The following is a 12,813-nucleotide window of genomic DNA, read 5'->3' on the forward strand; positions in this document are numbered from 1 at the left end:
CCGCGCCCAGACCATGCGCAGCGGCCAGACCATGGCCGAGGCCGCACTCTGGAACCTGCTCCGCGGCCGACGCCTCGACGGCCTGAAATTCCGCCGCCAGACGCCTATTGGAAACTACATCGCCGATTTCGTGTGCCTGTGGCCGCGCCTGGTCATCGAGGCCGACGGCGGCTCACACCAGAACCCGGAGTACGACGCCCGTCGCGACGCCTGGTTCGAGGCTCAGGGGTTCAAGGTGCTTCGCTTCGACAACGAAACCTGCATCCACAACCCTGCCTTCGTCCGCGAAACGATCCGCAAGGCGCTTCGATAACCCTCTCCCCTTGCGGGAGAGGGAGGGGCCCGACGCGCAGCGGCGGGAGGGTGAGGGGTCGCGCCGTCGCCAGCCATCCACCCCTCACCCGGCGCGCAATCAGCGGTCTGCTTCCGCATCCCGCTGCGCACCGGCCTCTCCCGCAAGGGGAGAGGCGGTCACCCTACTCCCCGAACTTCAGCACCTTGATCGCGTCAAAGTCCTGCACGCCGCCGCCCACGCGTTTGGTGGTGTAGAACAGCACATAGGGCTTGGCGCTGAAGGGATCCCGCAGCACGCTCAGACCCGCCCGGTCCACGATCAGATAGCCGCGTCGGAAGTCGCCGAACGCCACCGCCAGGGCGTTCGCCCCGATGTCCGGCGTCTCCTCGATCTCGGTGACGGGATAGCCCAGCAGGCTGGACGTGGCTCCCGGCTGGGTCGCCGGCGACCAGACATAGTTCCCGTCCGCGTCCCTGAACTTCCTGATCGCGCTGGCCGTGCGCCGGTTCATGACAAAGCGCCCGTTCGCCCGGTACTTCGCCTTCGGCGCATAGATCAGGTCGATCAGCCGATCCACCGGCGCATCCCCGAATGCGCCGTCCGCGCCGGTCAGCACATGACCGATCTCGCCCCACTCGGCGTCGTCGTTCGCCACGGTGGGATAGCTGAGGAAACCCCTCGGCTTGTTCGTCCCGTCGCCGTTGACGAAGGCCGCCGTCTCCTGGGCCGCGAAGGCGTCCTCGATCTCGCCCGCCAGCCATTCGTCCAGGCTGATGAACGCATCGTCCAGCAGGGTCTGGGTCGCCGCCGGGCTGGCGTAGAGCTCGGCCGAAGGGAACTCCAGCAGGCTCAGGGTCGCGCTCTCCGTCTCCGGCCGGGCCGCCGTCTCGGCCACCCATCCGGCCTCCACCCCGTCCGTGGACACCGGCTTGCGGAACACGCCGGACGCCACCGTCCGCACCGTGGCGATCTCGCGCATGGGCGAGGCCGCCATCAGGCGCCGCTCCACCAGCCGCTCCGTCTCCGCCGGCGCGATCAGCCCGCCCGACCCCGACCCGCTGTCCAGCCCGGCCTTGGTCTCCAATCCTCCCCCATTGGGGGAGGGGGACCACGAAGTGGTGGAGGGGGCCTGTCCGCATCTCAGATACGCCTCCCAAGCCGCCTTGGCCTCCGGCGCAGCCACCACGGCGCCCTCCATGGCCGGCCGTCGCGCCTCGGACGCCACCCGGTCCAGCCGCGCCTGGGCGCCCGCCACCGCCGCGTCGATCCGCGCCACCTTCTCCTCCAGCAGCGTGTCGGCCGCGGCCTTCTTCTCGATCTCCGCCAGGCGCGCGTCATTGGCGCCCTTGAACGCCTCGAACGCCGCCATCAGCTCATGCATCGCCGCCCGCGCCTCAGGCGAGGCGGCGGCCTGTTTGGTCTCTCTCATCATGTCTCCAGTTGAAAACGGGCCGGCTTCGCCGCACCCTCGTCATCCGGCTCGCCGCCGGTCCCGTTCAGACGCGTTGGGGGCGCCCGTGTCGGATTTCACAAAGCTCGAACTGGCCGTCCTCGACGCCATCGCCGACGAGACCACCGAACAGGCGCCCGAGTTGCCGGGCCAGATCGCCGACGCCCGCGTGGTGGACCGCACGCGCAACGGCGCGGGTTTCATCACCCACATCCAGGTCGATCCCACCCGCACCGCGCCCATCGAGTCCGCGCCCAGGCAGCTCGGCACCATCCACGCCGACATCGCCGGCCTCGCCGACCCCGTCGGTTTCCGCGCCGTCATCCAGCACGGCCTCCTGACCGCCCTCGAAACCGAGACCTACGGCCAGGACACCTCGGCCATCGACTTCACCACCGCGCCCTTCGGCGGCCTGTTCCGCCTCACGCCGGAGGGCGAGTCCGTCGCGGTCACGTCGCCTACGCCCGTCGTGCCGACGCCGAGCCCGCTGCACCCCATCCAGCAGCGCGCGGGGCCGCTGCCGACCTCTGATCCGCCGCCGGTCAACCTGCAGGATCTTTTCGCCCTCAAGGGGGGACAGCGCCCTTCGCCTGAGCGGGCCGGAGGCCTGCAGAGCGCCCGCCTGCCCTTCCCCCTGTTCATCCTGTTCATGGTCATCGATTTCGCCGTGGTTGGCGGCTTCATCATCTTCTTCCTCGGCCTGCATGAACAGGTCCCCGCCCTCGCCGCAGTCCTCTCCGGCCTGAGCACCGAGGTCGCCATCGCCGGCCTCGTCGCCGTCATGCTCTGCGTCACCCTGCTGCGCTGGCTGTTCCAGCGCCGCGCGAAGGCCCACGCCGACGGCTGACGCCTGCTCGCCTCAAAGCCCGTAAAGATCGATGACGGCGACACGGTCCGCCTTGGCCGTGGCGAACTCGACCACCACCGCGAAGGCGGTGCGCGCGTCACCCTTCACAGCCACGCCATTGGCCGCGCCCACCTTGCCGTGGCTGATGGCGTGATGGACGATCAGGGCGTCATGGTGATCGCGGAACATGTCCGCCGCCAGGGCCCGGACCGCCGCAGCCCCCGTAACGTCCGCGTGGCCGTTGCGGCGCAGGACCACCGTCTCGGCCAGGCTCGCTTCGAGCGTTTCCGCGCCCGTCAGAAGCCCGATCGCCACCTCCTGCATGAAGGCGTTCTTGGGCGAATTCCGGCAATCGCCGCTTCTCGTGATTCTGGTCATGGGCTCTCCCTTGGCTCGAGGTCCCGTCCGGTTCTACAGCCAAACCGCGCCCCCGGCAGCATCGGGAAGGTCACCAGCGACACCTCCCAAAGCTCCACCTCGCTCAGCACCCGCAGCCGCCCGTCCTTGCGCGCCCGCACCGCGCGGAACCCGATCGACAACCCATCCAGCGCCCCGGCCCGCGCCAACGCCCCGGCGAAGCGCGCCTCGGGCGACCAGTCCATGATGCGTCCGGCGACAAACAGCCCGCGGTCGTCCTCCGCCACCTCATCCCACACGCCCACCAGCGCCCGCGCCTCGTGCTGGTGCAGCATCTTCACGCCCGCCGCCCCGCTGCGCGCGAGGCTCTCCGCGAACGCCCCCTTCGCCACCACATCCCCGTTCAGATCCGCCACGCCCCACAATGACGCATAGCCTGACACGGCCAATCCTCCCCCATCGGGGGAGGGGGACCGCCGCAGGCGGTGGAGGGGGCCCGTCCGCACCTCGGTCCGCACATCGTCCATCATCGCCCCTTCACCAGCCCCGCCTCGATCCGCTCCAGCGTCGCCCTTGTCGCCACAGCCTGCTCCTCCAGCCGCGCCAGCCGCTCGGCCACCAGCCGCTGTTCCGCCACCCGGCTCTCCAGCGTCTCGATCCGCGCCGCCGCGCCCCCGGCCCAGATCAGCGCCGCCGCCGTCTGCACCGCCACCGCGACGATCACCGCCCAGGGGATTTTCCGTTCAGTCATCACGCGTCCTCCACTCAACCCCACACGAACCGCTCACCCCAGCGAAGGCTGGGGTCCAGATGGCGAAACTCGATCCAGGAAATTCAGACGCGCACGCCCCTCCAGCCATCCAGCCTGTCACTCTGGACCCCAGCCTTCGCTGGGGTGAGCGGCGGATGATGCGGTCAACACCACTCGCCACTCATCGTCCTACCCCCGCCATCTCCCGCCGCTCCGCCTCGCTCAGGAAGCTGGCCGCCTCCAGCCGCGCCCACAGGGCGTCGCGCTCCGGCTGCAGCGCCGGGACATGATCCAGATCCGGCTCGATGCGGCAGTCCGCGAACCGGGGCTGCATCCACGCGGTCATGGCGCCCGCCGTCTTGGTCACCAGCGGAACCACCGTCCCGCGCCAGAACGCCCCGTTGGCCTCGCGATAGTTGGAATAGGTGGCGTCCCCGGGGATCCCCAGCAGCTGCGGCGGCACCCCGAACGCCAGGGCGATCTCCCGCGCCGCCGCATGTTTCCCCGCGATGAAGTCCATGTCCGCCGGGGTCCAGGCCATGGGCTTCCACTCCAGCCCGCCTTCCAGCAACATCGGCCGCCCCGCGTTCACCGCCCCCTGATGCCGCTCGCCCAGCTCGGCCTTCAGCACCGCGTACTGCTCTTCGGTCAGCCGTTCGCCATCCTTCGCGCCGTACACCAGCGCCCCCGACGGCCGCGCCCCGTTGTCCAGCAGGGCCTTGTTCCAGGCGCCCGACGCATTGTGCACATCGATGGCGAAGGCCGCCGCCTCCAGCGGCGAAAACCCGTACCAGTCGTCCACCGGATTATGCAGCTTCAGGTGCAACACCGGCGAGAACCCGTCCGCCGCCCGGCCCAGCCGCACGGTCCGTCCCGCCACCGTATAGTCATAGGCCGCCGGCCAACCGCTTGGACCCGGCACCACCTTCACCCGGTCGGGGCGCAGCACATACAGCTCGTCAATCCCGCGCCGCTCCGGATCGTTCCCGCCCGCCTCCTCCAGATAGGCGTTGCCCGCCGTCTGCAGGTTTGCATACAGCGCCTCGAACAGCTCGGCCCGACCCTGCTCCGGATTGGGCCGGTCCAGCACGCGCACCAGCGGATGCTCCGCCCCCGCCCGCTCGCCGCCCTCGAACACGGTCAGGGGCACCGAGGCCGCCGCCTCGGCGATCATCCGCACGCAGCGATAGGCCACCGGGTTCCTGCCGAACCCCTCCCGCGTCAGGCTCTCATAATCTCGCGGCGTCCACACCGCCCGCCCCTGCTGCGTCCAGGCGATCACCCGCCCCACCGCCGAGTCCTTCACCTCCGGCGCCCGCCGCCTCTTCAGAAATTCAAACATCATTTTCCTTTCTTCTCCTCCCCCGTCGGGGGAGGGGGACCATCCCTGGGATGGTGGAGGGGGCGACCCCATCCGCTGAGTTTGAAGCTTGCCCCCTCCACCGCCTGCAGCGGTCCCCCTCCCCCATGCGCTGCGCTTTGGGGGAGGAGACAAACTCGCACACTTGGTCCACCTCCAGACTCCAGTTGGACCATCTCTTGTTCCGTGCTAGGCTTGCCCGATGACGATTCAGGTAAACATCGCCAAGGCCAAAGCCACGCTCTCGGAGCTGGTCGCCCTCGCTGAATCTGGCGAAGAGGTCGTGCTCGCTCGTGCGGGAAAGCCGGTGGTCACGCTCAAGCTGGTGGCGGATGTCGATCCGTCGTCTCACCGCCGCATCGGCGCTTTCGCCGACACCGGCCTCACCGAAGAAGAAGCCCGACTTTTCCTCGGCCCTGATCCTGCTTTCGATCAGGACAAGCCCGAACTCTATTGATGAGGCCGGTGCTTCTGGACACCCATGCGCTCGTCTGGGCCATGATCCTCCCGGACCTGCTCTCCGACCGCGCCCGTGACCGGATCAACAAGGCGGACACCGTCTACGTCAGCGCAGCCAGCATCTACGAGATCGACTCCAAACGCCGCGACGCCAGCAGAGCCAGAAGCCGCTCACCGGGCCTCGCCCGCATGCCGCGGAGCATGCCCGGAACGCTGCCCCTGCTCGGCTACACCCTTCTGGACATCACGGCGGACCTCGCCTGGCGCGCGGCCAATCTCCCTATGGCTCACGGCGATCCCTGGGATCGAATTCTGGTCGCTCAAGCGAAACTGCTTCAGGTTCCTCTCATCAGTTGTGACGAGGCGCTCAGGTCTCAGGCCAAGGGCGTCACCATCATCTGGTGATCGCTACAGCCCCCTGATCCTCGGCCCCTTCGCCCGCTCCCTCAGCATCAGGTCGGTCACCGCCCAGACCAGCGCATCGGCCCGGTCCGGCGAGCGCTTCGGGCCCTCTTCCGAGCCCAGCGCCATCAGCTCCTCCTCCAGCTCGGCGAAGACGCCGCAGTGGATCACCCGGCCCTGTTCGTAGAGCATGGCTGCCGGCTCGGCCCGCGCCCGCTTGGCCCGGCTGGCGTGGACCAGCTCAACCCGCACCGGACACCCGGCCTGCCTCAGCACGGCCGACACCATTTCCCCGCCCTGGTTGCCCTCGGCCAGCACCCGGTCGGCCCCGAACGCCCGCGCCGTCTCAGCGACCCGCGCCGCCCACCCGCCGGGGGTCAGCCCCCGCACGGACCGATCGGCCAGCACATACGCCCGCTCCTCCAGCCGCCCGGCCGCCACAATCCCGCAGGCGTCCCCGCCCGCGCTGACGGGCGGGTCCACCGCCACCACAACCCGCTCGAACCGCTCGGGACTCTCGCCGGTTAACGCCGCCCGCGCCCGGGCCAGATCCTCCGCCCGGAACAGGGCGCCCTCGCCCTCGGTCACCAGCCCCTCCAGCTCCTGCGCCGCCAGCCGCGTGCCGCCATACAGGGACGTCAGATGCTCCAGGAACCCCGGCGGCAGATTGGCCGCGTTGTCCGCCGTGGCCATGCGCGTCACCGCCGTGCCCGGCGCCGTCATCAACCGCCTCAGGGCCGGGATCGGCCGGGGCGTGGTGGTCACCGTCAGGCGCGGCCGCCGCCCCAGCCTCAGCCCGAAGCGCAGGGTGTCCAGCACCCTTTGCGGCTCGCGCCAGGCGCACAGCTCATCGGCCCAGGCCGCATGGAACTGCGGCCCGCGCAGGCTCTCGGGGTCCTCCGCCGACAGGGCGTAGGCGATCGCGCCGCCCTCCCAGACCAGCCGTCGCCGCGACCCTTCCCACCGGGGTCGGTCGTCGGACGGCGCCAGTTGCATCACCCCGGACGGCCCCTCGATCATCACCTCGCGCACATCGTGCAGGCTGGGTCCGACCAAGGCGATGCGCTTGCCTTCCCAGGCCCGGTCCAGCACCCACCCGGCTCCGGCGAAGGTCTTGCCCGACCCCCGCCCGCCCAGCATCAGCCAGACGGCCAAAGCGTCCAGCACGCCCTTCTGGTCGTCACGCGCCCGCCACAGCCACGACTGCTCCAGCGCGGTCGTCACGGCGGGCCCCATGGCGTCCCGCTCCGCTTGCGTCAGGCTCCAGAGCCATCGCAGCGAAGCCAGCGTTAATGGCGGCCTGACGCTGCTCGAGATTATGGTCATCCGCCCGGAACCCGCCCCTCTTGTCTTGCAGCCCCGCGCGAACGGCGCGGCTCACGGCCTGATCGTCCTCGGCATGCACGGCCCGCAGCACGGCTGCGGTCGCCCGCGCCATGGACGCCTTGGCCACGGCCAGCATCCGCGCCGCCACGATCAGGTCCTTAAGCCTGCGGACGTAGGGGGGCCGCTCTTCGTCGGTTTTCGGCTTCTGGCTCTTCAGCAGCCGCACCTGTTCGGCCAGCATCGCTTCCAGTTCGTCCAGGCACCACGACGTCACATCGCCCGCCCCGCTCTCTTCGGTTTTTCCCGTCATGCCCAAAGAATACGGGACCAGCGTCCACGGTCGGAAAAACGGACGAAGAGAATCGTCCAGCCCTTGTGCGCCTTGGCATTGGCTCCGAAAAATACGGGATCAACTACGGACTTCCGCCCCTATCCGACGCTCTCCTCCCCATTCATGGGGAGGGGGACCGCGCCCGCAGGGCGTGGTGGAGGGGGCGGCCGGGTGCTTGCCGCATGAGACCCGCCAATCCCTTGCCGCCTGCGCCGCCCCCTCCGTCACGGGCGCTGGGTCGCGCCCGCGCCACCTCCCCATGAAATGGGGAGGAGAATGCAAGAGAGACGCCCCTACCCCACCGCCAGGCGGGCCTCGTCGGCGTTCAGCCAGTCGGACAGGGTCCGGGCCATCTGGTTCACATCGATGGGCTTGGCCAGGTGGCCGTTCATCCCGGCCTCCAGACAGGACTGCACCTGTTCGTGGCTCACATTGGCGGTCAGGGCGATGATCGGGATCCGCCCGACCCCGCCGCCCAGCCCGCGAATGGCCCGCGTGGCGTCCAGCCCGTCCATGACCGGCATGTGCACATCCATCAGCACCAGATCGTAGGCTTCCTGGCGTACCGCCTCCACGGCCTCGGCGCCGTTCTCCACCGTGTCCACCGTCAGCCCCATGCCGCCCAGCAGCACGCTGACCAGCTCCCGGTTCGCCGGGGCGTCGTCGGCCATCAGGATGCGCGCCGCGCCGATGGACCGAACGGCCTCGCGCTCCGCCACATCCTCCGCCCCGTCCGCCATGGGCAGCGGCACCTGGAACCAGAACGTCGAGCCCTTGCCCGGCGTCCCGAAGGCGCTGATCTCGCCGCCCATCATCTCCACCAGCTGGCGCGAGATGGCCAGGCCCAGCCCGGTCCCGCCGAAGGTCCGCGTGGTCGAGGCGTCCGCCTGGGTAAAGCGGTCGAACAACTGCTCCACCTGGACGTCGGACACGCCCACGCCGGTGTCCTTCACCGACAGCGACAGCCACACCTGCCCGTCCGTCCCCGGCTCGCAGGAGGCGGTCACCGTCACCCCGCCCTCGGTAGTGAATTTCACGGCGTTGGAGAGCAAATTCAGCAGAACCTGCCGCAACCGCCCCGAATCCCCGATCAGGCCCGCGGGCAGGTCTGGGTCGATCTCCAGCTTGAGGTCCAGGCCCTTGGCCCGGCACTGACCCTCCATCAGCTCCACGCCCGCCTGGGCCAGGGCCAGCGGATCGAACCGGTGCGGGTCCAGCTCCACCGCCCCGGCCTCCAGCTTGGAGTAGTCCAGAATGTCGTTGATGACCGCCAGCAGGGCCTCGCTGCCCGCCGCGATCCGCTCCACATAGCGCCGCTCCTCGTCGCCCAGGGTCCGGCTCTGGCCCAGCAGCCCGGCGAAGCCGACCACGCTGGTCAGGGGCGTCCTCAGTTCGTGGCTCATGTTCGCCAGGAACTCGCTCTTGGCCTTGGCCGCCGCCTCGGCCCGGTCCTTGGCCGCCGTCAGTTCAGCTTCCAGAACCTTGCGGGCGCCGATCTCGCGGATCACCGCGATCAGCTCGCCGTCCGGGTCCTCCTCCGCCACCTTGCGGAAGCTGCCCTCCACCCACACCGGTTCTCCGCCCTTGGGCTGCACCCGGTACTCCAGGGTCGCGCTCTTGCCGGTCCGGTGCACCTCGGCCAGCACCCGCAGCAGTCTGGGCCTGTCGGCCTCGACCAGGAAGTCCGGGGCCTTGTGGCCGATCATCTCCTCGCGGCTCAGGCCCAGGATCTGCTCGCCGGCCGGCGACAGATACGGGCAGGTCCCGTCCGGCCGCACCCGGCAGATCACGTCCGCCATGTTCTCGGCCAGCAGACGATAGCGGCTGCCCTGACGACGGCTCTTCTCCAGCGTCTGGACCAGTTCGTCCTCCAGGGCCTTGCGGTCGTCGATGGTGCGGATGCAGCACACTACTTCATGCTCGCCCCGGCTGTTCTGCACCCGCTGCATGTTGTTCTCGGCCCAGCGGATGTCGCCGTTCCGGTGCCGGGCGCGGTACTGCACCCGGCGCGGCTCGCCGGTCTCCAGCACCTCGGCCAGGGCGTTCAGGAAGATCGGCCGGTCTTCCTCCAGCAGGAAGTCCTGGGCCTTCTTCCCGGCCATCTCCATCGGGCTCCAGCCGATCACCCGCTCCACCGCCGGCGAGATGTAATTGCTGCTGCCGTCCGGCTTCAACCGGGTGATGACGTCGCTGATGTTGTCGGCCAGCAGGCGATAGCGGTTCTCGTTCCTGCGGGCCCGGTTCAGGGCCTCCTCCCGGTCGGTGATGTCCTGATAGACGCCGAACAGGGCGGTCACCCGCCCCTGTGCGTCCGACTGGGTCACCGCCTGCGACTGCACCAGGCGGACGTCCCCGTCCGGCCGCACGATCCTCAGCTTGAAGGCGTAGGGCTCGCCTGTCTCCAGACTGCCGCGAACCTTGGCCTCCGCCTCGGCCCGGTCATCGGGGTGATAGAGGGCCAGGGCGTTCTCCACGGTCAGCTCGAAGCTGTCCGGATCCACCCCGTGCACGTGATACACCTGCTCCGACCATGTCAGCTCGCCGGTCAGCGCATCCACGCGCCAGTGGCCGACCCCTGACACGGCCTCGGCCATGTCCAGCATCTCCAGGCTCTCGCGCGCCGACAGGGCTTCCTCGCGCTTCTCCAGCATGTCGGCGGCCAGCTGCGCCATGCTCCTCAGCGCCGTCAGCTTCGCCTCATCCGGCCGGGGCCGGGCCCTGTGGTCCAGCACGCACAGCGCGCCCACGTTGCGCCCGTCCCGCGTGGTGATGACCGCGCCGGCGTAGAACCGCACACAGCCATCGCCGGCCACATGGGGGCTGTTCTCGAACCGGGGATCCAGGCTGGCGTCCTCGACCACCAGCACGCCGCCCTGCCCCAGCGCCACCGCATGGGGCGTAAAGGCGGTCTCGCGGTCCACCTCCGCCACATCGATGCCCAGACGCGACCGGAACCGCAGACGATGCCCGTCGGTGATCGACACCAGCGCGGCGGGCGCCTCGAACAGGGTCGCCGCCAGACTGGTCAGCCGGTCGAACGGCGACGCCTCGCCGGTCTCCGCCTGTTTGGTGTGCGATTCTCCGTCCGACAAACACCGTCCTCCCTGGCGCGGGAGATTGGCGCCATAAGACAAAGGCTTTCTTAGCGAGCGCGGTTTTTTCTGCCGGGCAGGCCCCGCTCGGCCATCCATTCCGGCGCCTCGAAGTCCAGGGCGTCCTCCGGCTCGTTCAGGGTCGTCTCGTTGATGGTCTGGCCCCGGATCGACACCCCGGCCCGGTGCACGCTTTCGGGATCGCCCGAGATCAGCGGGTGCCAGTCCGCCAGCCCCCGCCCCTCATGCAGCCGGCGATAGGCGCACGACTTCGGAATCCACTTCAGCCCCCCGATGTTTTCGGGGCTCAGCTTGACGCAGTCCGGCACCTGGGCCTGCCGGTTGCCGTAGTCCGAACAGGCGCAGGCCTTCGGGTCGAACAGCTGGCAGTGCACCCGCGTGGGGATTACCTCGCCGGTGTCCTCATCCTCGAACCGAACCAGACAGCACAGCCCGCACCCGTCACACAGGCTCTCCCACTCCGCCGCCGTCATCTCCTGCAGCGACTTGGTCTCCCAGAATGCGCTCATGCCCGCGCTCCCCGGGCGCCCCAAGGCCCGGCCGTCTCGCAACGTCCTGCAAACAAAACCAATTCCATCGGGCCCCCATACTCCCGATCACCGCCGGTGTCGCGGGGGGATGGACGAAGCGGGCAAGAAGGCCGGACCCCGCCTTCGGCGCGGGTCAGGCCGCCAGCACAGGGGCCCTGGAGGCGCTCGCGCCGGCCCGGTTCGCCGACACCTGGAACCTCCGGATCAGCCGGTGCAGCTCCGCCGCGTCGCGCAGCAGGTTATGGCTGGCGGCTGTGGACTGCTCCACCATGGCGGCGTTCTGCTGGGTGGTCTGATCCATCTGGTTGACGGCCACATTGACCTCTGCCAGCGCGCTGGATTGCTCCTGCGCGGACGCCACGATCTCCGCGATCATCTCGTGCAGCGCGCCGACCTGCTCCACGATGGTGGCCAGCGACTGTCCCGTCTGGTCGACGAGACCGACGCCCTGTCGCACCTGGCTCGATGACGTGGAGATCAGGGCGTTGATCTCCTTCGCGGCCGTGGCGGACCGCTGCGCCAGCGCCCGGACCTCGGTGGCCACCACGGCGAAGCCGCGGCCGGATTCGCCCGCCCGCGCGGCCTCGACCCCGGCGTTCAGCGCCAGCAGATTGGTCTGGAAGGCGATCTCGTCGATCACACCGATGATCTGGCTGATCTCGTCGGACGATTTCTGGATCTCGCCCATGGCCGTCACGGCGCGTTCGACCAGCTGACCGCTGGCCTCCGCGTCCCGCTGGGCCGAGCCGGCCTGACGGCCCACGTCCTGCGCCCGTTGCGAGGTGTGCGAAACCGTCGCCGTGATCTGGTCCAGAGCCGCCGCCGTCTCTTCCAGGGCGGCGGCTTGGCGTTCCGTGCGTCTGGACAGGTCGTCCGCCGCCGCCGCGATCTGGTTCGCGCCCTCACGGATGGTGTCGGCGTTCGCGTCGATGTGCGTCACCGCCTCGTCCAGATCCTGGATCGCGGCATTGTAGTCGTTCTGCAGCACGCGGTAGGCCTCCGGGAAGGCCCTGGTGATGCGATAGCTCAGGTCGCCCGCCTTCAAGGCGGACAAGCCCGCCGCCGTCGCCTGAACGACCGCCAGCTGCTCGGCCTGGACCTCTGCCTCACGGGCGGCGGTCTCGGCGCGCAGATCATCAGCGGCGGTCCGGCTCGCCGCGGCGGCGGCCAGGGCCTCGGTGGCGCGGTCGGCGGCGGCGGTGGCCTCCGCGGTCCGCTCCGAGGTCACCTTGAACATGGTGACGACGCTGGCGGCCACCCACGCGAGGACGCCGGCCTCCACCAGCAGGATGACGGCGTGGAAGATGACCCGCTCCAGACTGGCCGAGCCGGGAAACACCAGGCTGGGCAGCAGGAAGCTCAGGGTCAGATGGTGGATCGCCACGGCGGCCGTCCCGGCGGCGATGGCGCGCCAGTCGCAATAGATGATCGTGACCGCCAGGGCCGCGAAATAGGCCATGTGCATGTCGATCTGATACTCGTGCCCCTTCAGGGCGGACACCATCAGCGACACCTGACCCACCAGCAGGATGACCGACAGGATGCGCCCGGCCTGGTTCACGCCCAGCAGCCAGAACACCGCCGTATGGGCG

Annotated in this window: 14 protein-coding genes; 4 read left to right on the forward strand and 10 right to left on the reverse strand. The window is 69.6% G+C overall.

Annotation, left to right across the window (positions count from 1 at the left end; genetic code table 11):
* On the forward strand, positions 1-313 hold a 313-nt coding region (locus C0461_RS10740; protein WP_363378311.1), incomplete at its 5' end, for an endonuclease domain-containing protein.
* 163 nt (positions 314-476) lie between these two features.
* On the opposite strand, the gene C0461_RS10745 is transcribed toward C0461_RS10740, so the two are convergent.
* Positions 477-1,724, reverse strand: a complete 1,248-nt coding sequence (locus tag C0461_RS10745; protein WP_292106724.1) for a phage major capsid protein — start codon at positions 1,722-1,724, stop codon at positions 477-479.
* Between the two features lie 88 nt (positions 1,725-1,812).
* Between C0461_RS10745 and C0461_RS10750 the strand changes: the two genes are divergently transcribed.
* Positions 1,813-2,592 carry a hypothetical protein gene (locus tag C0461_RS10750; RefSeq protein ID WP_292106725.1) on the forward strand — a complete coding sequence of 260 codons (780 nt, stop codon included), beginning with the start codon at positions 1,813-1,815 and terminating at the stop codon, positions 2,590-2,592.
* 12 nt (positions 2,593-2,604) lie between these two features.
* Here C0461_RS10750 and C0461_RS10755 read toward each other — a convergent pair whose 3' ends face one another.
* The 4 genes from C0461_RS10755 to C0461_RS10770 form a co-directional block, all read right to left on the reverse strand.
* Positions 2,605-2,970, reverse strand: coding sequence for a hypothetical protein (locus tag C0461_RS10755; RefSeq protein ID WP_292106728.1), 366 nt, complete (start codon positions 2,968-2,970; stop codon positions 2,605-2,607).
* The gene (locus tag C0461_RS10760; protein WP_292106729.1) at positions 2,967-3,398 is read right to left on the reverse strand and encodes an HK97 family phage prohead protease; all 432 of its coding nucleotides are present in this window, start codon (positions 3,396-3,398) and stop codon (positions 2,967-2,969) included. The genes C0461_RS10755 and C0461_RS10760 overlap by 4 nt, the downstream gene beginning before the upstream one ends.
* A 77-nt stretch (positions 3,399-3,475) precedes the next feature.
* The gene (locus C0461_RS10765) at positions 3,476-3,700 is read right to left on the reverse strand and encodes a hypothetical protein (protein ID WP_292106732.1); all 225 of its coding nucleotides are present in this window, start codon (positions 3,698-3,700) and stop codon (positions 3,476-3,478) included.
* 181 nt (positions 3,701-3,881) lie between these two features.
* Positions 3,882-5,045: a phage portal protein gene (locus C0461_RS10770; protein WP_292106735.1), complete on the reverse strand. Its 1,164-nt coding sequence runs from the start codon at positions 5,043-5,045 to the stop codon at positions 3,882-3,884.
* Between the two features lie 217 nt (positions 5,046-5,262).
* Between C0461_RS10770 and C0461_RS10775 the strand changes: the two genes are divergently transcribed.
* Together C0461_RS10775 and C0461_RS10780 are read left to right on the forward strand one after the other, a co-directional pair.
* Positions 5,263-5,517 carry a type II toxin-antitoxin system prevent-host-death family antitoxin gene (locus C0461_RS10775; protein WP_292106738.1) on the forward strand — a complete coding sequence of 85 codons (255 nt, stop codon included), beginning with the start codon at positions 5,263-5,265 and terminating at the stop codon, positions 5,515-5,517.
* A gap of 8 nt (positions 5,518-5,525) precedes the next feature.
* The gene (locus C0461_RS10780; protein ID WP_292106740.1) at positions 5,526-5,924 is read left to right on the forward strand and encodes a type II toxin-antitoxin system VapC family toxin; all 399 of its coding nucleotides are present in this window, start codon (positions 5,526-5,528) and stop codon (positions 5,922-5,924) included.
* 3 nt (positions 5,925-5,927) lie between these two features.
* On the opposite strand, the gene C0461_RS10785 is transcribed toward C0461_RS10780, so the two are convergent.
* From C0461_RS10785 to C0461_RS10805, 5 genes are all read right to left on the reverse strand, one after another.
* Positions 5,928-7,145 carry a terminase family protein gene (locus C0461_RS10785; RefSeq protein ID WP_292106743.1) on the reverse strand — a complete coding sequence of 406 codons (1,218 nt, stop codon included), beginning with the start codon at positions 7,143-7,145 and terminating at the stop codon, positions 5,928-5,930.
* The gene (locus tag C0461_RS10790) at positions 7,102-7,557 is read right to left on the reverse strand and encodes a hypothetical protein (RefSeq protein WP_292106746.1); all 456 of its coding nucleotides are present in this window, start codon (positions 7,555-7,557) and stop codon (positions 7,102-7,104) included. Before C0461_RS10790 ends, C0461_RS10785 begins: the two co-directional genes overlap by 44 nt.
* Positions 7,558-7,871: 314 nt before the next feature.
* Positions 7,872-10,670 carry a PAS domain-containing protein gene (locus tag C0461_RS10795; RefSeq protein ID WP_292106749.1) on the reverse strand — a complete coding sequence of 933 codons (2,799 nt, stop codon included), beginning with the start codon at positions 10,668-10,670 and terminating at the stop codon, positions 7,872-7,874.
* A 50-nt stretch (positions 10,671-10,720) separates the two neighbouring features.
* A complete protein-coding gene (locus C0461_RS10800) occupies positions 10,721-11,200 on the reverse strand; it encodes a YcgN family cysteine cluster protein (RefSeq protein ID WP_292106752.1) in 480 nt (159 codons plus the stop codon).
* A gap of 154 nt (positions 11,201-11,354) precedes the next feature.
* A partial coding sequence (locus C0461_RS10805) for a methyl-accepting chemotaxis protein (RefSeq protein WP_292106754.1) occupies positions 11,355-12,813 on the reverse strand: 1,459 nt, incomplete at its 5' end.

It is taken from the genome of Brevundimonas sp. (assembly GCF_013823285.1).
In the GTDB taxonomy this organism is placed as follows: domain Bacteria; phylum Pseudomonadota; class Alphaproteobacteria; order Caulobacterales; family Caulobacteraceae; genus Brevundimonas.

Coding starts and splice junctions, on each gene's coding strand:
- C0461_RS10800 (WP_292106752.1), bottom strand. CDS start 11,200: ATGAGCGCATTCTGGGAGACCAAGTCGCTGCAGGAGATGACGGCGGCG.
- C0461_RS10770 (WP_292106735.1), bottom strand. CDS start 5,045: ATGATGTTTGAATTTCTGAAGAGGCGGCGGGCGCCGGAGGTGAAGGAC.
- C0461_RS10765 (WP_292106732.1), bottom strand. CDS start 3,700: ATGACTGAACGGAAAATCCCCTGGGCGGTGATCGTCGCGGTGGCGGTG.
- C0461_RS10755 (WP_292106728.1), bottom strand. CDS start 2,970: ATGACCAGAATCACGAGAAGCGGCGATTGCCGGAATTCGCCCAAGAAC.
- C0461_RS10790 (WP_292106746.1), bottom strand. CDS start 7,557: ATGACGGGAAAAACCGAAGAGAGCGGGGCGGGCGATGTGACGTCGTGG.
- C0461_RS10775 (WP_292106738.1), top strand. CDS start 5,263: ATGACGATTCAGGTAAACATCGCCAAGGCCAAAGCCACGCTCTCGGAG.
- C0461_RS10745 (WP_292106724.1), bottom strand. CDS start 1,724: ATGAGAGAGACCAAACAGGCCGCCGCCTCGCCTGAGGCGCGGGCGGCG.